This window comes from Pseudomonas sp. LBUM1669, from assembly GCF_059695705.1.
Genome location: NZ_CP166784.1, coordinates 3674414 through 3698180 on the forward strand (window position 1 = coordinate 3674414; position 23767 = coordinate 3698180).

23 protein-coding genes are annotated in these 23767 nt (G+C 60.4%); 11 read left to right on the forward strand and 12 right to left on the reverse strand.

The features are described 5' to 3' along the window. Nucleotides 1–193: 193 nt before the first annotated feature. From ACA051_RS17000 to ACA051_RS17025, 6 genes are read left to right on the forward strand one after another with little or no spacing between them, the layout of a single operon-like run. Nucleotides 194–3112, forward strand: a complete 2919-nt coding sequence (locus tag ACA051_RS17000; protein WP_497303352.1) for a monovalent cation/H+ antiporter subunit A — start codon at nucleotides 194–196, stop codon at nucleotides 3110–3112. Continuing rightward, entirely contained in the window at nucleotides 3112–3456 is a 345-nt protein-coding gene (locus ACA051_RS17005; protein ID WP_007986256.1) for a Na+/H+ antiporter subunit C, read from the forward strand. The genes ACA051_RS17000 and ACA051_RS17005 overlap by 1 nt, the downstream gene beginning before the upstream one ends. Beyond that, nucleotides 3453–5138 (forward strand): monovalent cation/H+ antiporter subunit D, encoded by a 1686-nt coding sequence (locus ACA051_RS17010; RefSeq protein ID WP_497303354.1) that lies wholly within the window; start codon nucleotides 3453–3455, stop codon nucleotides 5136–5138. The genes ACA051_RS17005 and ACA051_RS17010 overlap by 4 nt, the downstream gene beginning before the upstream one ends. Continuing rightward, the gene (locus tag ACA051_RS17015; RefSeq protein WP_497371004.1) at nucleotides 5135–5623 is read left to right on the forward strand and encodes a Na+/H+ antiporter subunit E; all 489 of its coding nucleotides are present in this window, start codon (nucleotides 5135–5137) and stop codon (nucleotides 5621–5623) included. The genes ACA051_RS17010 and ACA051_RS17015 overlap by 4 nt, the downstream gene beginning before the upstream one ends. Beyond that, nucleotides 5620–5898 (forward strand): K+/H+ antiporter subunit F, encoded by a 279-nt coding sequence (locus ACA051_RS17020; RefSeq protein ID WP_497371006.1) that lies wholly within the window; start codon nucleotides 5620–5622, stop codon nucleotides 5896–5898. The genes ACA051_RS17015 and ACA051_RS17020 overlap by 4 nt, the downstream gene beginning before the upstream one ends. Beyond that, nucleotides 5895–6257, forward strand: coding sequence for a Na+/H+ antiporter subunit G (locus tag ACA051_RS17025; protein ID WP_010459660.1), 363 nt, complete (start codon nucleotides 5895–5897; stop codon nucleotides 6255–6257). The genes ACA051_RS17020 and ACA051_RS17025 overlap by 4 nt, the downstream gene beginning before the upstream one ends. Nucleotides 6258–6384: 127 nt before the next feature. Here ACA051_RS17025 and ACA051_RS17030 read toward each other — a convergent pair whose 3' ends face one another. After that, entirely contained in the window at nucleotides 6385–6822 is a 438-nt protein-coding gene (locus ACA051_RS17030) for a DUF3995 domain-containing protein (RefSeq protein ID WP_497303358.1), read from the reverse strand. A gap of 95 nt (nucleotides 6823–6917) precedes the next feature. On the opposite strand from ACA051_RS17030, the gene ACA051_RS17035 reads away from it, so the two are divergent. Both ACA051_RS17035 and ACA051_RS17040 read left to right on the forward strand, forming a co-directional pair. Further along, nucleotides 6918–7304: a DUF2946 domain-containing protein gene (locus ACA051_RS17035; RefSeq protein WP_497371008.1), complete on the forward strand. Its 387-nt coding sequence runs from the start codon at nucleotides 6918–6920 to the stop codon at nucleotides 7302–7304. A gap of 89 nt (nucleotides 7305–7393) precedes the next feature. Further along, nucleotides 7394–9541: a TonB-dependent receptor gene (locus tag ACA051_RS17040; RefSeq protein WP_497371010.1), complete on the forward strand. Its 2148-nt coding sequence runs from the start codon at nucleotides 7394–7396 to the stop codon at nucleotides 9539–9541. Nucleotides 9542–9612: 71 nt separating this feature from the next. Here ACA051_RS17040 and ACA051_RS17045 read toward each other — a convergent pair whose 3' ends face one another. From ACA051_RS17045 to ACA051_RS17055, 3 genes are all read right to left on the reverse strand, one after another. Then, complete coding sequence (locus tag ACA051_RS17045; protein WP_497303363.1) at nucleotides 9613–10629, reverse strand: ABC transporter substrate-binding protein; 1017 nt, start codon at nucleotides 10627–10629, stop codon at nucleotides 9613–9615. A 117-nt stretch (nucleotides 10630–10746) separates the two neighbouring features. After that, nucleotides 10747–10950 (reverse strand): hypothetical protein, encoded by a 204-nt coding sequence (locus ACA051_RS17050; protein ID WP_403097083.1) that lies wholly within the window; start codon nucleotides 10948–10950, stop codon nucleotides 10747–10749. Next, on the reverse strand, nucleotides 10950–11420 hold the full coding sequence (locus ACA051_RS17055) for a hypothetical protein (RefSeq protein WP_042932119.1): 471 nt from the start codon (nucleotides 11418–11420) through the stop codon (nucleotides 10950–10952). The genes ACA051_RS17050 and ACA051_RS17055 overlap by 1 nt, the downstream gene beginning before the upstream one ends. A gap of 410 nt (nucleotides 11421–11830) precedes the next feature. On the opposite strand from ACA051_RS17055, the gene ACA051_RS17060 reads away from it, so the two are divergent. From ACA051_RS17060 to ACA051_RS17070, 3 genes are all read left to right on the forward strand, one after another. Next, nucleotides 11831–12079, forward strand: a complete 249-nt coding sequence (locus tag ACA051_RS17060) for a hypothetical protein (protein ID WP_497303365.1) — start codon at nucleotides 11831–11833, stop codon at nucleotides 12077–12079. Nucleotides 12080–12238: 159 nt separating this feature from the next. After that, nucleotides 12239–12469 (forward strand): hypothetical protein, encoded by a 231-nt coding sequence (locus ACA051_RS17065; protein WP_010459643.1) that lies wholly within the window; start codon nucleotides 12239–12241, stop codon nucleotides 12467–12469. Nucleotides 12470–12601: 132 nt separating this feature from the next. After that, nucleotides 12602–12841: a DUF2789 domain-containing protein gene (locus tag ACA051_RS17070; protein WP_497303367.1), complete on the forward strand. Its 240-nt coding sequence runs from the start codon at nucleotides 12602–12604 to the stop codon at nucleotides 12839–12841. A gap of 160 nt (nucleotides 12842–13001) precedes the next feature. Here ACA051_RS17070 and ACA051_RS17075 read toward each other — a convergent pair whose 3' ends face one another. The 8 genes from ACA051_RS17075 to iolD all read right to left on the reverse strand — a co-directional run bounded on the left by ACA051_RS17075 (nucleotide 13002) and on the right by iolD (nucleotide 23680). Further along, on the reverse strand, nucleotides 13002–14606 hold the full coding sequence (locus ACA051_RS17075; protein ID WP_497371012.1) for a methyl-accepting chemotaxis protein: 1605 nt from the start codon (nucleotides 14604–14606) through the stop codon (nucleotides 13002–13004). 216 nt (nucleotides 14607–14822) lie between these two features. Next, entirely contained in the window at nucleotides 14823–15227 is a 405-nt protein-coding gene (locus ACA051_RS17080) for a TraR/DksA family transcriptional regulator (protein WP_010459637.1), read from the reverse strand. Between the two features lie 327 nt (nucleotides 15228–15554). After that, entirely contained in the window at nucleotides 15555–16577 is a 1023-nt protein-coding gene (locus tag ACA051_RS17085; RefSeq protein WP_461958470.1) for an ABC transporter permease, read from the reverse strand. A gap of 210 nt (nucleotides 16578–16787) precedes the next feature. Continuing rightward, the gene (locus ACA051_RS17090) at nucleotides 16788–18353 is read right to left on the reverse strand and encodes a sugar ABC transporter ATP-binding protein (RefSeq protein WP_497371014.1); all 1566 of its coding nucleotides are present in this window, start codon (nucleotides 18351–18353) and stop codon (nucleotides 16788–16790) included. A 70-nt stretch (nucleotides 18354–18423) separates the two neighbouring features. Further along, nucleotides 18424–19350: a sugar ABC transporter substrate-binding protein gene (locus ACA051_RS17095; RefSeq protein ID WP_497303372.1), complete on the reverse strand. Its 927-nt coding sequence runs from the start codon at nucleotides 19348–19350 to the stop codon at nucleotides 18424–18426. A gap of 157 nt (nucleotides 19351–19507) precedes the next feature. Further along, the gene (locus tag ACA051_RS17100) at nucleotides 19508–20560 is read right to left on the reverse strand and encodes a Gfo/Idh/MocA family protein (RefSeq protein WP_497371016.1); all 1053 of its coding nucleotides are present in this window, start codon (nucleotides 20558–20560) and stop codon (nucleotides 19508–19510) included. A gap of 145 nt (nucleotides 20561–20705) precedes the next feature. Next, nucleotides 20706–21716 carry a bifunctional inositol 2-dehydrogenase/D-chiro-inositol 1-dehydrogenase gene (gene iolG, locus ACA051_RS17105; protein ID WP_497371018.1) on the reverse strand — a complete coding sequence of 337 codons (1011 nt, stop codon included), beginning with the start codon at nucleotides 21714–21716 and terminating at the stop codon, nucleotides 20706–20708. Between the two features lie 32 nt (nucleotides 21717–21748). Continuing rightward, complete coding sequence (gene iolD, locus ACA051_RS17110) at nucleotides 21749–23680, reverse strand: 3D-(3,5/4)-trihydroxycyclohexane-1,2-dione acylhydrolase (decyclizing) (protein WP_497371020.1); 1932 nt, start codon at nucleotides 23678–23680, stop codon at nucleotides 21749–21751. Nucleotides 23681–23767 lie beyond the last annotated feature (87 nt).

Sequence of the window (23767 nt, forward strand, 5' to 3'; positions counted from 1 at the left end):
TTGCGAACGACGCAAAACCCGTAGGAGCGAGGCTTGCCCGCGAAGGGGCCGGACCTGCCAAAAACATACCTTTCAAACAGTGTAAATCAGGCTTTTCCCATCTACCTTTGTAGGATTCTGCGACAGCTTCGCGTTTGGTGATCCGGGAGCTGGCACGTATGATGCTTCACAAACTTCCGCAGATTAGAAGCCTATGTCCCTGATAGTTCTACTGCTTCTGCCTTTTATCGGCAGCTGTCTGGCGGCTTTGCTGCCACACAACGCGCGTAATACCGAATCTTTGTTGGCTGGCCTGGTGGCTTTGATTGGCACCATCCAGGTTGCCCTCTTGTACCCGCAAATCGCCGATGGCGGCGTCATTCGTGAAGAATTCTTCTGGTTGCCCAGCCTGGGCCTGAACTTCGTTCTGCGCATGGACGGCTTCGCCTGGCTGTTCTCGATGCTGGTGCTGGGCATCGGCACGCTGGTCTCTTTATACGCCCGCTATTACATGTCGCCGGACGATCCGGTGCCGCGGTTCTTTGCATTTTTCCTGGCGTTCATGGGCGCGATGCTCGGGCTGGTGATCTCCGGCAACCTGATCCAGATCGTGTTTTTCTGGGAGCTGACCAGCCTCTTTTCCTTCCTGTTGATCGGCTATTGGCACCACCGCGCCGATGCGCGACGCGGCGCCTATATGGCGCTGATGGTCACCGGCGCGGGCGGTTTGTGTTTGCTGGCGGGGGTCATGCTGCTCGGCCATGTGGTCGGCAGCTATGACCTGGACAAGGTCCTGGCCGCCGGCGATCTGATTCGCGCACATGCCCTCTACCCTATCCTGCTACCCCTGATCCTGATCGGCGCCCTGAGCAAAAGTGCGCAATTCCCCTTCCACTTCTGGCTGCCCCACGCGATGGCGGCACCGACACCGGTCTCGGCCTATCTGCACTCGGCGACCATGGTCAAGGCCGGGGTGTTTCTGCTCGCGCGGCTCTGGCCGTCGCTGTCCGGCAGTGAAGAATGGTTCTACATCGTCAGCGGCGCCGGGGCCTGCACCCTGTTGCTCGGCGCGTACTGTGCGATGTTCCAGAACGACCTCAAGGGTTTGCTGGCCTACTCGACCATCAGCCACCTTGGCCTCATCACCTTGTTGTTGGGCCTGAACAGTCCGTTGGCCGCCGTGGCCGCGGTGTTCCACATCCTCAACCACGCCACGTTCAAGGCCTCGCTGTTCATGGCCGCCGGGATCATCGACCACGAAAGCGGCACCCGTGACATCCGCAAGCTCAGCGGCCTGATCAAGCTGATCCCGTTCACCGCCACCCTGGCGATGGTCGCCAGCGCCTCGATGGCCGGTGTGCCGCTGCTCAATGGCTTCCTCTCCAAAGAGATGTTCTTCGCCGAAACCGTGTTCATCAACGCCACGGCCTGGGTCGAGATGACCTTGCCGATCGTGGCGACCATCGCCGGTACTTTCAGCGTCGCCTATTCGCTGCGCTTCACCGTTGACGTGTTCTTCGGCCCGACCGCCACCGACCTGCCCCACACCCCGCACGAACCGCCGCGCTGGATGCGTGCGCCGGTGGAACTGCTGGTGTTCGCCTGTTTGGTCGTGGGGATTTTCCCGGCGCAAGTGGTCGGCCCGCTGTTGTCCGCGGCGGCCCTGCCTGTGGTGGGCGGCACCTTGCCGCAATACAGCCTGGCGATCTGGCACGGCTGGAACGCGCCAATGATCATGAGCCTGATCGCTATGTCCTGCGGCATCGTGCTCTACCTGCTGCTGCGCAATCAGCTCAAGCGCGGGCGTTTCAAATACCCACCGCTCATTGGCCGCTTCAACGGCAAGCGTCTGTTCGAACGTAGCCTGGTGGTCATGATGCGCCTGGCCCGTCGGCTGGAGCGGCGGATCAGCACCAAGCGCCTGCAAACCCAATTGTTCCTGGTGGTGCTCGCCGCCGTGCTGGCCGGGTTGATCCCAATGCTGCACAGCAGCTTGAGCTGGGGTGACCGGCCGAAGATTCCGGGTTCGATCGTGTTCGTGACCCTGTGGCTGCTGGCGATTGCCTGTGCCCTCGGCGCGGCGTGGCAGGCCAAGTATCACCGGCTCGCGGCCCTGACCATGGTCAGCGTCTGCGGCCTGATGACCTGCGTCACCTTTGTCTGGTTCTCGGCGCCAGATCTGGCATTGACGCAGCTGGCGGTTGAAGTGGTGACCACGGTGCTGATCCTCCTCGGCCTGCGCTGGTTGCCTCGACGGATCGAAGAGGTGTCACCACTGCCGAGCACCCTGCGCAAGGCGCGTATCCGTCGTATCCGCGACTTGTTGCTGTCGACCGTCGTCGGTGGCGGCATGGCGTTGCTGTCCTACGCGATGCTGACGCGCCAGACGCCCAACCACATTTCCTCGTTCTACCTCAGTCGCGCCCTGCCCGAAGGCGGCGGCAGCAACGTGGTCAACGTGATGCTGGTGGACTTCCGTGGCTTCGACACCCTCGGTGAAATCACCGTGTTGGCGGCCGTAGCCCTGACCGTCTTCGCCTTGCTGCGCCGCTTCCGTCCGCCGAAAGAAAGCCTGCAATTGCCGGCCCAGCAACGCCTGCTGGCGCCCGACGTGGTCACCGACCTGGTCAACCCGCGCCAGGCCAGCGACACCGCGCTCGGCTTCATGATGGTCCCGGCGGTGCTGGTGCGCCTGCTGCTGCCGATTGCCGTGGTGGTGTCCTTCTACTTGTTCATGCGCGGGCACAATCAACCGGGTGGCGGTTTTGTTGCCGGGCTGGTGATGTCGGTCGCCTTCATCCTGCAATACATGGTCGCCGGCACCCAGTGGGTCGAGGCGCAAATGAGCCTGCGACCACTGCGCTGGATGGGCACCGGCCTGCTGTTCGCCACGGTCACCGGACTCGGCGCGATGGCGGTCGGGTATCCGTTCCTGACCACCCACACCTGGCATTTCGAATTGCCGGTGCTGGGAGACATTCACGTCGCCAGTGCGCTGTTCTTCGACATCGGCGTGTACGCCGTGGTAGTGGGTTCGACGCTGTTGATCCTCACTGCCCTCGCTCACCAATCGGTCCGGGGTCACAAGACCGCTGCCCTGCCCAGATCCGTCGCCACCAAAGGAGCCGTCTGATGGAAGAAGTCATCGCAATCGCCATCGGCGTCCTGGCCGCGTCCGGCGTCTGGCTGATTCTGCGGCCACGGACGTTTCAGGTGGTGATGGGCCTGTGCCTGCTGTCCTACGGTGTCAACCTGTTCATCTTCAGCATGGGCAGCCTGTTCATCGGCAAGGAGCCGATCATCAAGGACGGCGTGCCGCAGGACTTGTTGCATTACACCGACCCCTTGCCGCAAGCGCTGGTGCTGACCGCCATCGTGATCAGCTTTGCCATGACCGCGCTGTTTCTGGTCGTGCTGCTGGCCTCGCGCGGCTTGACCGGGACCGACCATGTCGATGGCCGGGAGCCTAAAGAATGACTGCGATGACGCACCTGATCGCCGCACCGATTCTGCTCCCGCTGCTGACCGCCGCCCTCATGCTGATGCTGGGCGAGAAACATCGGCCATTAAAAGCCAAGATCAACCTGTTCTCCAGCCTGCTGGGCCTGGGGATTTCCGTGCTGTTGCTGCAATGGACGCAAACCACTGGCGTGCCCGGTTCGATCGGCGTCTACCTGCCGGGCAACTGGCAGGTACCGTTCGGTATCGTGCTGGTGGTCGATCGCCTGTCGGCGTTGATGCTGGTGCTGACCGGGATCATCGGCGTCAGTGCCTTGCTGTTCGCCATGGCGCGATGGGACGGCGCCGGTTCGAGTTTCCACGCGCTGTTCCAGATTCAGATGATGGGCCTTTACGGCGCGTTCCTGACGGCGGACCTGTTCAACTTGTTTGTGTTTTTTGAAGTGTTGCTGGCGGCCTCTTATGGCCTGATGCTCCACGGTTCGGGTCGGTCACGGGTGTCGGCGGGTTTGCATTACATCTCGATCAACCTGCTCGCCTCGTCGCTGTTCCTGATCGGCGCGGCGCTGATCTATGGCGTCACCGGCACCCTGAACATGGCCGACCTGGCGCTGAAGATCCCGTTGGTGCCCGAAGCCGATCGCGGCTTGCTGCATGCCGGCGCGGGGATTCTCGCGGTGGCGTTTCTGGCCAAGGCCGGGATGTGGCCGCTGAACTTCTGGCTGGTGCCGGCCTATTCCGCCGCCAGCGCGCCGGTGGCGGCGATGTTCGCGATCATGACCAAGGTCGGCGTCTACACCTTGCTGCGCTTGTGGACCTTGCTGTTCTCCGGCCAGGCCGGGGCGTCGGCGTACTTTGGCGGCGACTGGCTGATCTACGGCGGCATGGCGACGATCGTCTGCGCCGGCGTCGCAATCCTCGCCGCACAACGGCTGGAACGCATGGCCAGCCTGAGCATTCTGGTGTCGGCGGGGATCCTGCTGTCGGCCATCGGCTTTGCCCAGCCAAACCTGATCGGTGCGGCGCTGTTCTACCTGGTCAGCTCGACCCTGGCATTGAGCGCGCTGTTCCTGTTGGCCGAATTGATCGAGCGCTCACGTTCGGCCAATGAAATGCCGCTGTTCGACGACGGCGACCTGCTGCCTCGGCCGATGGAATCCCTGCAACCGCCCAAAGGCATCAACCTCGATGACGAACAGAAAGCCGTGGTCGGCCAGGTGATTCCCTGGACCATGGCCTTCCTCGGCTTGAGCTTTATTGCCTGCTCGCTGCTGATTATCGGCATGCCGCCGTTGTCCGGGTTTATTGGCAAACTCAGCTTGCTGAGCGCCCTGCTCAACCCGCTGGGGTTGGGCAATAGCACCGATGTGCCGGTGTCGAACGCGGCGTGGGGCTTGCTGGCGTTGCTGATCCTGTCCGGGCTGGCGTCGTTGATTGCCTTCTCGCGCCTGGGCATCCAGCGTTTCTGGACACCCGAAGAGCGGCCATCGCCCTTACTGCGCCGCTTCGAATGCGTGCCGATCATCGTCCTGCTGGGGCTGAGCGTTGCGCTGACCTTCAAGGCCGACCCCCTGCTGCGCTACACCCAGGCGGCCGCTGATGCGTTGAACAACCCGCAGCAATACGTCATGGCGGTGCTGGGTACGCGTGTGGTGCCGAGCCCGGAAGCCAAGGCGGCGATGCTGGAGGTACAGCCATGAAGCGTCTTTTTCCGGCACCGTGGTTGTCGCTGGCATTGTGGCTGTTGTGGTTGGTGCTGAACCTGTCGATGAGCCCCGGCAACCTGTTGCTCGGCGCAATATTGGGGTTCTGCGCGCCACTGATGATGCGCAAGCTGCGGCCGCTGCCGATCCGCATTGGTCGTCCGGGGGTGATCCTGCGTTTGTTCTTCCTGGTCGGTCGCGACGTGTTGGTGTCCAACCTCGTCGTGGCCTGGAGCGTGCTCAACGCCGGTCGCCGTCCACCGCGCTCGCGCTTCATCAAGGTGCCGCTGGACTTGCGCGACGCCAACGGCCTCGCGGCGCTGTCGATGATCTGCACGGTGGTCCCCGGGACGGTCTGGTCGGAACTGGCGCTGGACCGCAGTATCCTGTTGTTGCACGTGTTCGATCTGGATGATGAAGCGCTGTTTATCGAGCACTTCAAGGCGACCTACGAGCGCCCCTTGATGGAGATCTTCGAATGAGCGAATTGCTGTCGAACGCGATCCTGCTGAGCCTGTTCATTTTTTCCCTGGCAATGATTCTGACCCTGACTCGCCTGTTCAAAGGCCCGTCGGCCCAGGACCGGGTGCTGGCGCTGGACTACCTGTACATCATCGCGATGCTGATGATGCTGGCGCTGGGCATTCGGTACGCCAGTGACACTTACTTCGAGGCGGCGCTGCTGATCGCCCTGTTCGGCTTCGTCGGCTCGTTTGCCCTGGCCAAATTCCTGCTGCGTGGCGAGGTGATCGAATGAACGCGGAACTGTCTCTGTGGGTTGAAATACCGGTGGCGATCCTGCTGGTGCTCGGCAGTCTGTTTGCGCTGATCGGCGCCATTGGCCTGGTGCGGATGAAGGATTATTTCCAGCGCATGCACCCGCCGGCACTTGCCTCAACCTTGGGAGCGTGGTGCGTGGCGCTGGCCTCGATCATTTATTTTTCGGCGCTCAAGTCCGGGCCGGTGCTGCACGCTTGGCTGATTCCGATTCTGTTGTCGATCACGGTGCCGGTGACCACGTTGCTGCTGGCGCGGGCGGCGCTGTTTCGCAAGCGCATGGCGGGGGATGATGTACCGGCTGAGGTGAGTAGTCGGCGCACAGAAAGCGGGAGTTAATTCAGAAGAATTGTGTTGGATGTCAGGGCCTCTTCGCGGGCAAGCCTCGCTCCTACAGGATCGTGGGAAATCACCAACGTGTGGTCGACCCAAAACCCGTAGGAGCGAGGCTTGCCCGCGAAGCTTTTCAGATCCAGGCGACGGCTAACAACCCGGCCCCCAACACCACACACAACGGCGAATACGCCCAGGTGTCGAGCCGGGCAAACTTCGAATCCTTGACCTGTTTGAAGAACCCGATCAGATTCGAATCTCCAATCGCCCGGGCAAACATCAGCATCGCAATGGCGCTGATCACCCATTGCAGAGACCGGTGATGCACCGTCGGCAAGTACAGCCCGACCCGCAGGCACACCAGCATCGCGATCAACAGCAACCCCACGGCTACCAGCAACGTGGTAAACCCTGACGGCTTGAACGCCGGCCTGGATCCTGCGCCGCCCTCCTTGGGCACTCGCGGCACCGCCGCCTCGCTTCCCACCTTGCCGCCCGCCGCCCAGTACAGGTGGACCAGGCTGATCAAGAGGAAGATTGCTGCAATCCATTGCGCGACCATTAGGCTCATATTCAGACATCCAGCGTGAAATGTCGCAGCAGGATGAACCTCATTGAACGATTTTGTAAGGGTATTTGTCATCGGCGGTGGTAAAGTGCCGCTCCATGAAACTCGCCCGAACTGACCGCACATTGATGGCCTGGATGCTTTATTGCTGCGTCCTGTTCAACGTGTTTGCCTGCAGTATCGGTCACGGGCAAATGGTCGGGATGCAGCTCAATGGCGTCGGCGGCCAGTTCTGTTCGGTTGATCCGGCCACCCAGGCGCCGGCCTCAACGAACACATCCGAAGACAACCTGCCGACCCTGTCCAAAGCCTTCGGCTGCCCGCTATGTTCCACCGGCGGCATGGGCCCTGCGCTCAACTCCAGCCTGACCCTGGCGATCCTCCCAGAGCAACACAGCCCGCCCTTGGCCGTCGTCGCCAATGCCGACCTCCCTGCCCGCTTCACCTGGCCCTCGGCCAATCCTCGCGCCCCGCCTTTCGCCTGAATTTCTTCGCCTTTTCCGATCAGCCCACCGCGCCAACGCGTGGCGTTTGCCTGTGCGCTGTTTCCTAGACAAGTATTCAGGATTCCTCGATGAAACATGCTTCTTTGTTAGTAAGCCCTCTGCTGGCCAGCCTGTGCGGCTGCCTGTCTGTAAACGCCTGGGCGCAATCCACCGTCGACCTTGCACCCATTACCATTGATGGCGAAGCGACGGCTGAGCCGGGGTTGAGTCTTGATCAATCCAGCGGCATGGCCTCGCGTCTGGGCCTGAGCGTGCGTGAAACCCCCGCCTCGGTGGCCATCGCCGACCGCAACGACATCGAGCGCCACGGCGCGCAAAACTTCCAGGACGCCGCCAACACCTTGCCCGGCGTCAATGCCAGCGCACCGCCGGGGTTCGGCGGGTTCATCTCCTACCGCGGTTTCACCAGCAGCCAGATCACCCAGATGTTCAACGGCATCAACGTCTCCAGCGGCCTCGCCCGGCCGGTGGATGCGTGGATTTACGATCGGGTCGAGCTGGTGGGCGGCCCATCGTCGCTGATCAATGGCGCCGGCTCCGTGGGCGGCTCATTGAACTACGTGACCAAACTCGCGACCCGCGAAGAGCAAGCGATTGAAGGTCGCGTCAGTTATGGGACTTATGACACCACCGAGACCGCGTTCGGCCTCAACCACGCACTCAGCGAAGCCGGCGCCGATGTGCAGCACTACGCGCGTCTCGACGTCAGCCACAACACCGGCAATGGCTACATCGACCGCCAGGAGCGCGATGCCTGGAGCGTCGCGTTCTCGCTGCTCAGCGACCTGACGCCCAACCTGTCCCACACCCTGGCGCTGGAATATCAGGATGAGCACGAAGACAGTCCATACTGGGGCACGCCCGTGCTCAACCCCAAGGCCGGCGAGCTGAAGATCGACAAGCACAACCGCTTCAACAACTACAACGTTGAAGACGGTCGTTACGAGCAACGCACGATCTGGGTTCGCTCGATCATCGACTACCGGATCAACGACAGCACCACCCTGCGCAACACCCTGTACCACCTCGACAGCCAGCGCGATTACCGCAACCTGGAAACCTACCAGTACAACGCCGACAACAGCGCGGTGAACCGCTCCACGGTGTATCAGGTCCGGCATAAGGGCGAGCAGAACGGCAACCAGTTCGAACTGCGCCACGACAACACGCTGCTTGGCCTGGACACCACCTGGTCTGGCGGTTTCGAGTACAAGGTCAACCAGACCACCAACTCGCCCTTGAACGTCAAAGGCGCCAGCACCGTCGCCCCGAACAACTTTCAGCCGGGGCACTTCTATGACATCCCCGGCACCCGACCGGGATTTGTCAGCGACAAGACCAACGAGGTCACCACCAAAGCCCTGTTCGCCGAAAACCGCCTGGCGCTGACCGACAAACTGGCGTTACTGACCGGCCTGCGTTATGACGACATCGACCTGGACGTGACCAACCACCGAGTCGTGACCGCCAGCAATCCCCGGCACCTCAAGCGCAGCTGGGAGCCGGTGACCGGCCGGGTCGGCCTGACCTACCAGTTCATTCCGTCCGCCAATGTCTACGTGCAATACAGCACCGCCGCCGAACAGCCCAACGGCACGCAGGATTTTGACGTGTCCACGGGTAAGCAATGGGAAGTCGGCAGCAAGCTCGATTATCTGGACGGGCGCGGTTCGGCAACGGTGGCGGCGTACACGATTGAGCGAAAGGATTTCGCAGTGACCGATCCACTGGACCCGACTCTCAGCATTCCAGTGGGTGAGCAGACGTCGAAGGGCATTGAGTTGGCCAGTTCGTTGCGGATCACCGACAAGCTGTTGGCCGAGGGCAACTTCGCGTGGGTTGATGCGCAATACGACGAGTTCACCGAGAAGAATGCGGCCGGCGTGGTGGTTTCACGCAAGGGCAACACGCCGACCAACGTGCCGGACCGGGTCGGCAATCTGTGGCTGACCTATGACTTCGCGCCGCAATGGCAAGGGGGTGTCGATGCGCGTTATGTGGCCTCGGTGTTCGCCGACAGCGCCAACACCATGACGGTGCCGTCGTACACGCTCTACGGCACGTTCCTCAGATACAAGGTCGACCGGCACACCACCGTCACCGGCCGGGTGCGAAACCTGACCAATGAGGTGTATGCCGAGTTTGCGCATGTGTCGCCGGCGTATTACCTCGGGACACCGCGGACTTTTGAATTGGCGGTGCAGACGCGGTTTTAAAAGCATTGTCGGAATGCCACAGGATCAGATGCCAGGCGCTAATCCTGTGGCAAGCTCCATCGCCACAATAGTCACTGGAGACTGGCGGAGACCTTATCCGCCACATCCTTCGGCACCCACGCCTGCCACACCTCAGGATGCGCCTTCATGAACGCCTCCGCTGCCTGACGTGGCGGGGTGTGTTTTTCGCTCATTTCAGCCAGTGCCTTGTTCAAGGGGTCGATCGGAAAATCGACCTTGCTGAAGAAGTCGGCAATCTGCGGATACTGCTTTTGAAAAGGCGTAGACACGCCAATCGACAGCTTCGAGGCCAGCGAGCGCGTCGGTTTCGGATTGGGGTTGTCAGCGTCCGTCAGGGTTTTCCAGGCTTCGGCGTCAAAGGGCGGCTCCTCCAGCTGAATCAGCTTGAAGCGCCCGAGCAACGGCGTCGGTGACCAGTAGTAAAACAGCACCGGCTTGCCGCGACGGATCGACGAACTGATCTCAGCATCCAGCGCCGCCCCGGACCCGCTGCGGAAATTCACATAGCTGTCGTTCAGGCCATAAGCCGTGAGTTTCTGTTTGTTCACCACTTCCGATGTCCAGCCAATCGGGCTGTTGAGGAAGCGTCCCTTGCCCGGGCTTTCCGGATCGCTGAACACATCCTTGTACTTGGGCAGGTCGCTGACACTGCGCAAGCCTGGGGCCAGTGGCTTGATGCCCTTGGCCGGGTCGCCCTTGATCACATATTCGGGCACCCACCAGCCTTCAGTTGCACCCTTGACTGTATCGCCCAGGCTCGCGACTTTGCCTTCGGCTTCAGCCTTGACCCAGACAGGGCTGCGACCGGCCCACTCCTCGCCAATGACCTGAATGTCATTGTTGGCCAATGCGGTTTCCAGGGTGATGGTGGTCCCGGGCAAGGTGTCGGTCGGCAAGCCGTAGCCCTTCTCGACGATGATCCGCAGGATGTCGGTGATCAAGCTGCCACTTTCCCAGTTCAGGTCGGCGAAGTGGATCGGCGCCTGTGCCGCGGAGACCGGAACGGGTGAGCTCAACACTCCCAACGTGGCCAGGGCAACGGCCAATAACCGTCGAAATCCTTTCATGCTTTTGCACCTCGTGCTGTTCACAGCAATAGCAGGATGGCCTGACAGAAGACCGCAAGCCTCTGAATACTCAGTCAACTGACTGTAGTAGAGGTTCCTGCTTTCGAGGGGTGTGATTTAATTTTCGGAAGTTTCCTGCAAGCGTGCCAGCTCTCTTCTTACCATGCTGGCGTAGGCCGCCGGGCGCAGCGTGTAAATCTGTGACGCCACCCACGTCAGCCAGCCTCCCTGCAGAACCGCCTTGTGCTCGAACAGTCGCCGGGCTTCGACGTGCGCACTGGCTTGGTTCTGTTCGTGGAAATCGGCGCGGGTCAGGGTCATTACTCACTGGCCTTGAACGTGATCAGTTCGCCTTTGCGCCACTTGGCTGCTTTAGCGGTCACGGCTTTCAGGGTTTTGGTCAGGCCTTCCTGCAACTGCTGGTGCGCAGCGAAGACCATCACCACGCTATGACCTTCCTTGAACACAATCGCGTGACCCTCTGCGGTGGTGACAAAGGCGTAATCGCCCAGCCCGTAAACCGTCAGTTTGATTTCACGGAACTTGATGTCGAGCTTGCCGCCTTCACGACTGGGCAGAACCGAAGCGCTGAAATGATCGCCGACCTTGAGCTTGAGCCCTGGCTTGTCATCGACCACCAGCGCCTCTTCGGTGTCGATCTCGGCGATGTAAATGCCTTCAGCGTTCTGTTCGGTGATGTAAACGAAACGTGACTGAAACTGTTTAACCAGCTTTGCGCGCAAATCACCCAGCACGAACAAAGCATGCATATCGAGATTACTTACTGCCAAGGAAACATCCCCACATCTGAAAATGATGCCGCACGCAGAAAAAGCGCACAGCAGAATAAAGCGGCTATGCCGAAGTGTTGCCGTAAGACCCGGGTTGAAATCTTGAGCCGAGCAGAGCGCTCATGCCTCGCGAGGTCAGTGAGATTACTGGAATATCACTCGCGCCGTCCTCTGTGAAAGTCGTCAGATGTTGAAGGAAAACGCCCTTCTTACAGCCAGAGGAAACCGGATTACCAACTTTAGGGAAAAAACTCTCTAAAAAAAGCACTTTTCCGACATATCGCAAGTAAAAAATTGCTTTAGATGAACACCATTCGCCAGCCAATGATGCTGATTCTAGAGCAGCGATGCTCACCGAGACTACCCAAAACGACGTACACACGTCGGCAAAACAATGAAAAGGACTTCACATGTGCACCATGACTCACTTCGCTTCCCCTCAGGCAACGCGCGCGAACAGCTGCACCCACTTGCACCCCGCGGTGTTCCAGCCGCATGAATTTCAGCCTGAAAGCCTTCTGCTGCCACGCTTTCAGGTCGTGCTGGCCGGTAACGCTTTCTTCCATATCAAGGAAATTTCCACGGGTCGTGTAAGAGGTTTCCGCGGCAGCCATAACGAAGCCTGCGCACTTGCCCGCTCGCTTGAGTCTCGCATCTGACGCGTTCCCCTGCATTCATGTCTATAGACGTTTCGTCATGCCGGCGACTTAACTCAGCCGCCGGCAGGCAACTACTGCCATACTGCCCGACCAATAAAATCCGTCCCCAGGACGGACGGCGTTCAACACAACACTCTATTTCCAAGGGAAGGCAGCTACGTGACGGAATTTGATATCGGTGAATTTTTTATCCGGGGCGAAGCCAGAGAGGTCGAAGGCGAATTCCAGGCAGTCATTGTCATGCGTGCCAAACCACCGTTGACCACGGTGACGTATCACCAGGTCGAAAAAGATCGCTGGTTCAAGACCTCCGACGTCGCCGCCATCGCCGCCAAAGAGGCTGCCCAGGCCCTGAAAACTGCTGTCGATGAAGGTGCATTGAAAGCCTGATCGCCGGATTTGCAGTCTATGCTCTCTCCTGCTTCCCCACATCGCAATCGAACTCCTGAAGCGCGGCCCCCTCAGATGCAATGAAGCCGCACCTCAGATATCGCACTCGACGCGACCCGCCAGGAGATGAAGATGGATTCACCTACACACGACTTGAAAGGTTTGTTCGACCAGCTCGGTCTGGACTCCAGCGAGAAAGCCATCGACGATTTCATCGCCAGCCATTCGCCTTTGGCCAACGACAAGAAACTCATCGATGCCGATTTCTGGACGCCACAACAATCCGGCTTCCTCAAAGAACAATTGCGTGAAGATGCCGATTGGGCTGGGGCGGTCGACGACCTGAACTTGCGTATGCATCAGGTTCACTAGCCCGCCTGTCTTCCGTCAGCGATAAACCTGTGGCGAGGGAGCTTGCTCCCGTTGGACTGCGCAGCAGGCCCGTCTTGGGGCCGCTACGCAGCCCAGCGGGAGCAAGCTCCCTCGCCACAGTTGAGTTTCAGACTTGCTCACCGGTTATCAGGTTGAGCATCTAGCGAGCACTCTGCGGCTTGTACCCCAACCGCAATCCACCCCAATGCCTGCCTTTAAGCATGATAGGCACCGAGAGGTCGTGCATCAGTTCACCAGTGTCGCGGGTGTAGGTCTGCAACAACACCGGCTGTTGATGGCTGCCGCAGCGGATGCCGGTGCGGTCGGCGAATTTGCGCTTGGTGCGGTTTTGTACCGTATCAACCTGCGTATCGCCGGTCAGCGGCTGACTGAAGATTTTGTTATGGGTGGGCACGTAACCCTGCTGGGTGCAGGCGATGGCAAACACCAGGCCTTCATGGCGCGGCAGCAACGGCTCCTGGATGGCGGGCAAGACCTGATCGGTGTAGCGATCAAAGCGCGTCTGAAACTTGGCCGGGCTGGTGTTGGGGATCGCCTGGTAATTGCGATCAAACAGGTCATCGAGGCTGACACGCCCCTGGTCGATGTCCGCTTCGAAGCGCGCGGCAATCTGGCCGGCGCCTTCGCGGGCCAGGTCATAGATCCGTTGGTGGTAGTCATCCAGCCCGACCTCGGCGAGACGCTCGCTGATGGTTTCGGCCTGACCTTCCATCTGCACGGCAGCCTGAGCCAGGCGTTGGGTCTGTTGGTCGCTGACCGCCAGGTCGCTGCGCATCTGTTCGATGGCATGGAACAGGCTGTCGAGTTGTTCGCGGTTGGTGTCCGCGCCCTTGGCGATTTCCCCGACCTGATGTTCGACGCCGGCAGCCAGACGCGCAATGTTTTCCAGGTGCTGTCCGGTGTGCTCGACCTGCTCGACACCGGTATCGAGGTCGCTGGACAGTTGCCGGATCTGCTCCACCACCTGCGCCGTGCGCTGCTGGATATCGGCGACCATCTCCCCGACTTCGCAAGTTGCCGTCGCCGTACGCGCCGCCAGACCGCGAACCTCATCCGCCACCACCGCGAACCCGCGACCATGTTCCCCGGCCCGAGCCGCTTCAATCGCGGCGTTCAAGGCCAGCAGATTGGTCTGGCTGGCGATGGACTGAATCACCAGGGTGACCCGTTGAATATCGTCACTGCGCAGGCTCAGGGCTTCGATCAGTTCACGGCTGTTACTGGCGCGCTGACTGAGCTGATGCATGCGGCTGATGGACTCGATCAGTTCCGTGCGCCCTGCCGCGCTGCTCTGATGAGCTTCGCTGGCGGCACTGAGGGCTTCGCGGCTGAGTGTCGAGGTGGCTTGTTCGGTCGCGATCATCACTTCGGCATTGCTGACGATTTGCGCCGCCGCGTCGAGTTGCGATTGCAGTTTGTCCGCCAGTTGCTTGACCGAAAAGGCCACGCCCGCTGCCGACAAAGCGTTATGACTGGTGGTGTAGGAAAGATCGCGAGTCAACTCGGCGATCGCGCTGGCGCTGTCGACCGTTGTTGCTTCGGGCGTAGCGCGCGAGCGCAGGCGAGGCAGCCAGATCACCAGCACCGCCAGTGGCAGACAAAGGTAAAGCGACCAGCAACCCAGCGCCATGCCACACAGCAAGAGCATCAGGGCGATGCTTTGCAGGGTTGGCGTCAGCCAAAGGTTTTTCGGCAAAAACACTGGTGCAGGCACTGCCGCAACCAGAGATCCGTCTCTCGTCATCTTCGTCACCCCATGTACCTTCTAATTGTTGTGCCTGCATTAAACGCCACTACAAGGCCATTATCTATGGTCCATTAGTAGTGGGCGTTGCAGCAGATCAATAGAAGTACGCGAGCTTTTCGCAGACGGCAAAAAGCATCGCGGGCAAGCCTCGCTCCTACAGGTTCATCGTGAACCGTGAGAGCGGGATTGCCCGCGATGCGGGGCGCTACGAAATCAGGCCTGACGCTGGTGCTTGTCGATCTGTTCGTGACGCTCTTGAGCTTCGATGCAGTATTTGGTGGTCGGGCTGATCAGCAGGCGTTTCAGGCCGATGGCCTCGCCGCTGTCGTCGCACCAGCCGAAGCTGTCTTCTTTGATGCGTTCCAGAGCCTGTTCCAACTGAGGCAGCATGCGCTGGTCGCGATCGATCGCGTTCACCAGCCAGGTGCGCTCTTCTTCAACAGAAGCAGCGTCGGCCGGATCGGCTGGAGTGTCCAGGCTCTCGATGGCGATGCGGTTCTGTTCGATGCGCTCATGGGTTTCGACTTTCATGTTCTGCAACAGCTCGTAGAAAAAAGCATGTTGCTCGGCATTCATGTAGTCATCCGCCGGCATGGCCAGCAACTTGTCCTTTGTCATTGATATCTCTATAAAAAAACGTGCATTAAGGCGAATTAGGGAGCGTTCCGGTGGACCAGGTCTGGCCATCGGAAAGGCGCCGTTTATTCCAAGCGCCACCCGGCACTCAATTTACGAGGGCCGGCAGTCTAAGGCCGACTTGAGGCCTCAGCAACTGAAAAGACAGCGAATTTGTCCGACAAAGCCCGGAAAGTGCTCTATGGCGGCCTTTGCGATGGTTATCGGAGTGCGTTTATAGCAAGAAATTCAATCGAGCGGCTGTATAGAGAAGACAAATGGCTGCGCCACGCGGGTCAGGCGTGGCGCATTGGCTGTCCGTTCTACGACTCAGCGCTTGAGTTTACGCTTGTTGCGGTATTGGTCGATGACCACCGCCACCACAATAATCAGTCCCTTGATGATGTCCTGAATATACGCATCAACCCCGACAAAGGTAAACCCGCTGGCCATCACCCCGAGAATCAATGCACCGATCACGGTGCCGGTGATGCGCCCGACGCCGCCGGCCAGGCTGGTGCCGCCGATCACCGCCGCGGCAATCGCGTCCAGCTCATAGGACATGCCCATTCCCGCCTGCCCGGTCGCGGCACGCGCCGAAGCGACCACGCCCGCCAGGCCGGCAAGCAACCCGGCAATGCTGTAGACGATCACCAGATGACGCTTGACGTTGATCCCCGAGGTGCGCGCCGCCTGCATGTTGCCGCCGATGGCGTAGGTGTACTTGCCGTACTTGGTGTAGCGCAGGGCGATGTGAAAGATCACCGCGACCACCAGGAAAATGATCACTGGCATGGCGCCATGTCCGATGGCCGTGTAGGAATCCGAGAGCATGCTCACCGGCTGGCCTTCGGTGTAGAACCGCGCCAGGCCACGCGCCGACACCATCATGCCGAGGGTGGCAATGAACGGGGGAATCCCGGTGATGGCGATAATGCTGCCGTTGATTGCACCCGCCAGCAGTCCCACGCCGAGCCCGGCGATCACCGGAATCCACACAGGCAAGTCAGTCAATGACGGAAACACCGCCCGGGCGAAATCCGAGGTCTGCGCCAGACTCGCCGCGATCATTGCCGACAGCGCCAGCACCGAACCGGATGACAGGTCGATCCCGGTGGTGATGATGACCTGGGTCACGCCAATCGCCAGCAGGCCGATGATCGACACTTGCAGGATCATCAGCACCAGGCGCTGGGAGTTCATCAGGAAGCTCTGGTCGCGCACGATCCAGCCGAAGACTTCAAACACCAGGCCGATGCCAATCAGCACCAGGAAGATACTCAACTCGGTCGGAAAGCGCCGGCGACTCTTGACCGGTGCCGTTGCTGGCTTGTTTTCCAGTATCGCGTTCATAACCACTCACCCTTCTAATGAATTCCGGCATCGACTACATACCTGTGGCGAGGGAGCTTGCTCCCGCTCGAGTGCGTAGCGCTCGCCAGTTCTACGGTATGTCCGAGACATTGGGGCTGCTTCGCAGCCCAGCGGGAGCAAGCTCCCTCGCCACAGAATCCCGGTTCACCCCCGGACTCTGCTCACCCTTGGACTCTGTTTGCCCTTGACTCAATGGCGTACGGACATGCCCGAGGCCAGTTGCATGACTCGCTCCTGGGTCGCTTCGCTGCGGTCGAGGGTGCCCATCAGGTCGCCCTCATGCATGACCATCACCCGGTCGCTCATGCCCAGCACTTCCGGCAGCTCCGAGGAAATCATGATCACCGCCATGCCTTCGCTGGCGAGGTAGGAGATGAGCCGGTAGATCTCGGCCTTGGCGCCGACATCGATGCCGCGGGTCGGCTCGTCGAGGATCAGGATTCGCGGATTGGTCATCAGCCAGCGCGCCAGCAAGGCTTTCTGCTGATTGCCGCCGGACAAGGTGTCGATGCACTGCTCAAGTGACGGGGTTTTCACCCGCAGCTTCTTGCACATGTCTTCGCACAAGACCCGCAAAGCTTTCTGCTGAATAAAGCCGTGCCCGGCGTAATGCGGCAGTACCGCCATTTCCATGTTCTCCAACACCGACAGGCACGGGAACAGGCCGCTGAGCTTGCGGTCCTCGGTCAGCAACGCGAAGCCCTTCTCGATCGCCATGTGTGGATCGCTGATGCGCACCACTTCGCCATCGAGGCGAATCTCACCACCGTCGCTCGGAGTGATGCCGAAAATCGCTTCGGCAACGTTGGTGCGGCCCGAGCCCATCAACCCGGCGATGCCGAGGATCTCGCCCGCATGCAGGTCGAAGGACACGCCTTTGAAAATACCGTCCAGCTTGAGGTCGCGCACCGACAGCAGCAGATCGCCGATGGGCTTCTCGCGCACCGGGAACAACTGGCTCAGCTCTCGACCGACCATCATCGAAATCAGGCTGTCGCCGTCCATGCTGTCGGCCCGTTGCAGGCCGATGTAGGTGCCGTCACGGAACACCGCCACTTCATCGGCGATGGCGAACACTTCGTTCATTTTGTGGGTGATGTAGATGATGCCTTTGCCCTGGCTCTTGAGGTCGGCAATGATCGAGAACAGGTGCGCGACTTCCTTGTCGGTAATGGCCGAGGTCGGTTCGTCCATGATCAGGATGTCGGAGTCGTAGGACACCGCCTTGGCGATCTCGACCATCTGCCGCTCGGCGATGCTCAGGTTGCCGACCTGCTCCTCCGGGTCGAGGTTGATCCGCAGGCGCTCCAGCAATTTCGCGGTGCAGCGGTGCATCTCGCGGTGGTCGATCATGTGCAGGCTGTTGAGCTGCTCGCGGCCGATCCAGATGTTCTCGGCGATGCTCATGTGCGGCATCAGGTTGAGTTCCTGGTGGATCATCGCGATCCCGGCCTGCAGCGCGGCCAATGGCGTGTCGAACACCACCGGTTTGCCGCGAAGGCGCAGTTCGCCGGCGTCCGGCTGGTAGATGCCGGCGATGATTTTCATCAGGGTCGATTTACCCGCGCCGTTCTCGCCCATCAGCGCCAGGACCGAGCCGGGGCGGACCCGCAGCTGCACGTCGGACAACGCCACCACACCGGGAAACCCCTTGCTGACGTTGATGATCTCCAGCAGGTACGGCTCATCGACAGGTGTTGCGGTTGGCTGGATACCCACCAACGGGGTGCTCGAAGCAGTCGCTGAAGCGAACATGATCAGGTACTCCATCAGCAAGGTCGCGGTGGCAACCTTGCGTGCTTATTATTGTTATGGGGCGGACGGGCTATTTGAACGTGTCGACGTTTTGCGGCGTGATCAAGCGGTATGGCACCCACACGGCCTGTTCAACCGGTTCGTTCCTGGCCATTTTCACTGCCGTGTCGATGGAGCCGTCCGCTTGGCCTTTCGCATCCTGGAACACCGAGACCGCGAGACTGCCTTTCTTGATCGCGTTCAAGCCATCCGGCGTACCGTCGACACCGGCGATCAGCACGCTGCCCTTGTCGACGCCGGCCTGTTGCAGGGCCATCGCGGCACCAATGGCCATTTCGTCGTTGTTGGCCACGACCGCATCGAACTTGCGGCCCTGGGTCAGCCAGTCGTTGACCAGGGTCATGCCTTTATCCCGCAGCCAGGTGCCGGTCTGTTCTTGCTCGATCTTGATGTTCGGGTATTTGGCCAACACCTCTTTCACGCCTTTGGTGCGGTTGGTGGTGGAGTTGTTCGCGAGGTCGCCCAGCAGAATCACGATGTCGCCCTTGCCGCCCATTTTGTCGGCCAGGTATTGCATCTGCATTTCACCGGCTTCCAGGTCGTTGGACGCCACCGTGACCACGCCTTTTGGCAATTTCAGGTCATCGGGACGACGGTTGACGTAGACCAGCGGGATGCCGGCCTTGACGGCGGCTTCGGTGATTTTTTTGGTGGCGGCGGTGTCCACCGGATTGACCACGATGGCATCGACTTTCTGGCTGATGAAGCTTTCGACCTGGCTCAACTGCTTGACCACGTCGCTGCGGGCGTCTTCGAACTGCAACTGCACGCCGTCGGGATAGGACTTGGCTTTCTTGTCCATGGATTCGCGCAGGTAGGTCAGCCAGGTGTCATCGAACTGGGACATGCTGACGCCGATCTTCATGTCGGCGAGTGCAGCGCCGCTGGCGAACATCAGGGACAAGGCCAGTGAGGCAAAACGGATCTTGGTCTTCATGAAAAGTCTTTCTCCACATTCTTGTTGGTTTTATGGATGAGGCGTGACGATTTTCAGTAAGCGGGCAAGCGGGCAAAGCGTTTAAAACCTGTGCGAGGCAGTTCGCTGGAAATGACTTTATTGGAATATTATTTCTATATCAACTCATTTTAGAATTTTATTCTGATTTTATTCCAGGGCGCTCAAACGCGCCCAATTCCACCACCTGACGGCGCTCAAAGCTCAGCCGCGCAGCGTCTAGAACGCGGGTGGTCGCCAGTGCATCACGGGCTTCCACGGGCAGTGGGCCACCGCTCTGTAACGCGGTTTGTAGCTGCAAATAGAACTGATTCCAGCACCCGCGCTCCGACGGCACCCGCTCACGCACTTCGCCCTGTTCGAACCAGCCCCAGCGGCGATGCTCTTCCACGCCCCAGCGTTCACCCTCGGATTTCGGCGACCGCCCGGCGAGCGCCGAGGCTTCCTGCCCGTCCAGACCATCGACGCTGTAACAACCTTGAGTGCCGGTCACGCGAAAACGCGGGCCGGGGGTGTTTTGCAGGCAACTGCCGGCCAGATGGGAGGTGACGCCACTGGCATGGGTCAGGGACAGAAAGAAGCCGTTGTCGAAGACCTGGTCCTTTTCCAGGTAATCCAGTTCGGCGTACACCCGTGTCACCTCGCCGAACAACAGCAACGCCTGATCCACCAGGTGGCTGCCCAAATCACGCAGGAAGCCACCGCCACTGCCGTTGTTTACCGACTGTGGCGAGTAACGCTCGATCCGCGACTCGAAACGGGTGACACGGCCCAAAGCGCCGGACTCGATGAGTTTGCGCACGGTGAGGAAGTCCGAGTCCCAGCGGCGGTTCTGGTAGACGCTGAGCTGCACGCCCTGGCGCTCGGCCATGGTGATCAGGGTTTGGGCTTGCTGCGCATCGGCCGCGAAGGGCTTGTCGCTGACCACCGCCACGCCGTGTTCGATACCGTCGAGCACCAGCGCCGGGCGGCCCTTGAGCGGTGTGGAAACCACCAGCACATCGACGCCGGCTTCCACCAGTTGGCCGATGCTGTCGAAGGCCGGTACGCCGGGGTGTTCGGCCGCCAGCAACTGCCGTCGTTCCGGGGAACGAGTGACCACGCCCACGAACGTCGCCGCCGGCAGGCTGCTGATCAGCGGAGCATGGAAAAACCGGCCGCCATGGCCGTAACCGACAAGTCCGATGCGCATGAGTGGATTCTCCTTATATATAGTCACGGGCTGTACGCGGACCCTGTGGGAGCGGGCTTGCTCGCGAAGGCGGTGCATCAGGCGGCATTGATGTTGACTGTGCCACCGCTTTCGCGAGCAAGCCCGCTCCCACAGGGGATCCTCGTTAGGCGTAGAAGTGTGGGCGGTCTGGAAGTGCGACTTTGACGATTGCCCCGCTGTTTTGGGCTTCGATGCAGGCGTCGGCAGCGACGGCTGCGGCGAAGCCATCCCATGCTGACGGGCCACCGACCTGCCCCGCTCGCACGCCATCAATGAACGCCTGCAACTCAACGTCATAGGCGGCAATAAACCGATCCTTCCAGTCCATCAAAATCGCATTCGACAACTTCGCGCCACTGCGCAGTTGAACCTGCGAAGGTTCCGGCAGTTTGGCGATGCCGGTCTCCCCCACCACTTCGCACTGGATGTCGTAGCCGTATTGGCAATTGACGAACACTTCGACGTCGATGCGTGTGCCCTTGGCGGTTTCCAGCAACACAATCTGCGGGTCTTTCAAATGCGCGAGGGCCTTGCTGCTCTTGCGCGGGAACACCACTTGCACCGACACGTAATCGTCGTCGAGCAACCAGCGCAGCACGTCGAGTTCGTGGATCAGCGTGTCGGTGATGGCCATGTCGGTCTTGTAGTTCTCGCCCACAGTCGGGTTGCGGTGCGCGCAGTGGAGCATCAACGGTTCGCCGATCTGACCGCTGTCGATCACCGCTTTCAGTGCGCGATAGCCTTCGTCATACGGACGCATGAAGCCGACCTGCACCAGGCGCTTGCCGTAGGCCACTTCGGCCTCGACGATGTTGCGGCAGCCTTCAGCGGTGACGGCCAGGGGCTTTTCGCAGAACACCGGTTTGCCCGCCGCAATCGCCGCCAGCACGAACGCTTCGTGGCTCGGCCCCCAGGAGGTGACGAGGATCGCTTCGACTTCCGGCGCCTGGATCAACGCATGGCCGTCGGGGTAGACCTCGGCGGTCAGTTTCAGGTCGGACACGACCTTGGCGGCTTGCTGCAAATTGATGTCGGTGACGGCGACCACCTGGCTGTTGAGCAAGGTCTGGCTGCAACGACGAATGTGATCCTGGCCGATGGCCCCGGTACCGATGACGCCTAACTTTAATGACATGTAAGGACTCCTTGTTGTTCGATTCAGGGCAATCAGTACTGACGGGCCTTGGCCAGTCGTTCGCTCAGGGTCTTGGCCACCGTATTGGTGCGGGCGCTGGTGGAGACTTGCGCCACGCCGACCCGCCACCACGACAGGTAGCCGTGAATCATGGTCTTGGGTAGGACCTTGATGTCGATCAGCGTCGATACGGTCTGCAAGCGCGCATCGGCCAGCGCCGCTTGCAGCTCCTCAACGGTGTTCACTTTGTAAGTCTTGCAACCATAGGCCGCCGCGCTCATGGCGAAATCCACCGGCACAAAACCGCCATCGAGCTTGCCGGTGTCCGGGTTACGGAAGCGGAACTCCGTGCCGAAGCTGTCCATGCCGCTGCCCATCTGCAAGTTGTTGATGCAGCCGAAGGTCATGTTGTCGAGCAGCACCACGTTGATCTTGCGGCGCTCCTGAATCGACGTCGCCAGTTCCGAGTGCAGCATCATGTATGAGCCATCGCCGACCAGCGCATAGACCTCACGCTCAGGCTCGGCGAGCTTCACGCCCAATGCGGCGTTGACCTCGTAGCCCATGCACGAATAACCGTACTCGACGTGATAGGTGTTCACGCCCTTGCTGCGCCAGCTGCGCTGCAAGTCACCGGGCAGGCTGCCGGCGGCGGCGACAATCACCGCGTCATCGGCGAGGGTTTGGTTGAGCACGCCGAGCACCCGACTCTGGGTCAGGCACGAGCCGGTCAGCTCGATGAACTCGCGCAGGACCGCCGGGTCCATGGAGTCGTTGATTTCCGGGGTAAAGTCTTGGCTCTGGTACTCAATCTGATAGAGCCGATCGACTTCATCATCCAACTGAGCCTTGGCCTGACGCGGTTGATCGCCCCACGCGAAACGGTAATCGCCCAAGGCTTCGGCCAAGGCCTGCAAGCCGGTTCTGGCATCCGCCAGCAGTTGCACGCCATCGAGCTTGAGGGCATCGCAGGGGCTGATGTTGAGGTTGAGAAATTGCACGTCCGGGTGCTGGAACAGGGATTTCGACGCGGTGGTGAAATCGCTGTAGCGGGTGCCGACGCCAATGATCAGGTCCGCCTCCCTGGCCAGCAGGTTCGCCGCCAGACAGCCGGTTTCGCCGATCCCGCCAACGTTCAGCGGATGGCTGGACACGACCGCACTCTTGCCAGCCTGGGTTTCGGCGAAGGGAATGTCGAAGCGCTCGGCAAACGCCTGCAACGCCGCGTTGGCCCCGGAGTATTTGACCCCGCCACCGCAAATGATCAGCGGCTTGCGCTTGCCTTTAAACAGCGCCAACGCATCGCCGAGCATCGCTTCGGTGGCCGGACGCCGCTCGATGCGATGCACGCGTTTTTGCAGGAAATAATCGGGGTAATCGTAGGCTTCGGCTTGCACGTCTTGTGGCAAGGCCAGAGTCACGGCGCCGGTTTCGGCAGGGTCGGTGAGCACGCGCATGGCGTGAATCGCCGCAGTCATCAACTGCTCGGGACGATTGATACGGTCCCAATATTTGCTCACGGCCTTGAACGCATCGTTGGTGCTGATGCTCAAGTCGTGGAACTGTTCGATCTGTTGCAGCACCGGGTCCGGCTGGCGGCAGGCGTAGACATCACCGGGCAACAGCAGCAAGGGAATGCGGTTGGCGGTGGCGGTCGCGGCGGCGGTCAGCATGTTCGCGGCGCCCGGGCCTACGGATGAGGTACAGGCGTAGATTTTGCGCCGCAGGTGTTGCTTGGCGAACCCGATGGCGGCGTGGGCCATGCCTTGCTCGTTGCGGCCTTGATGGACGATCAGGTCGCCGCTGTCCTGCTCCAGCGCTTGCCCAAGGCCGAGCACGTTGCCGTGACCGAAAATGGCAAAGATCCCGGCGATGAATTTGCTCTGGACCCCGTCGACCTCGATGTACTGGTTATCGAGGAATTTCACCAGGGCCTGGGCCATGGTCAGTCTTGTTGTGGTCATAACCGATCCTTCAATACACGAAGAAACCCTGTAGGAGCGGGCTTGCTCGCGAAAGCGGCGGCACATTCAACATCTAAGTCGCCTGAC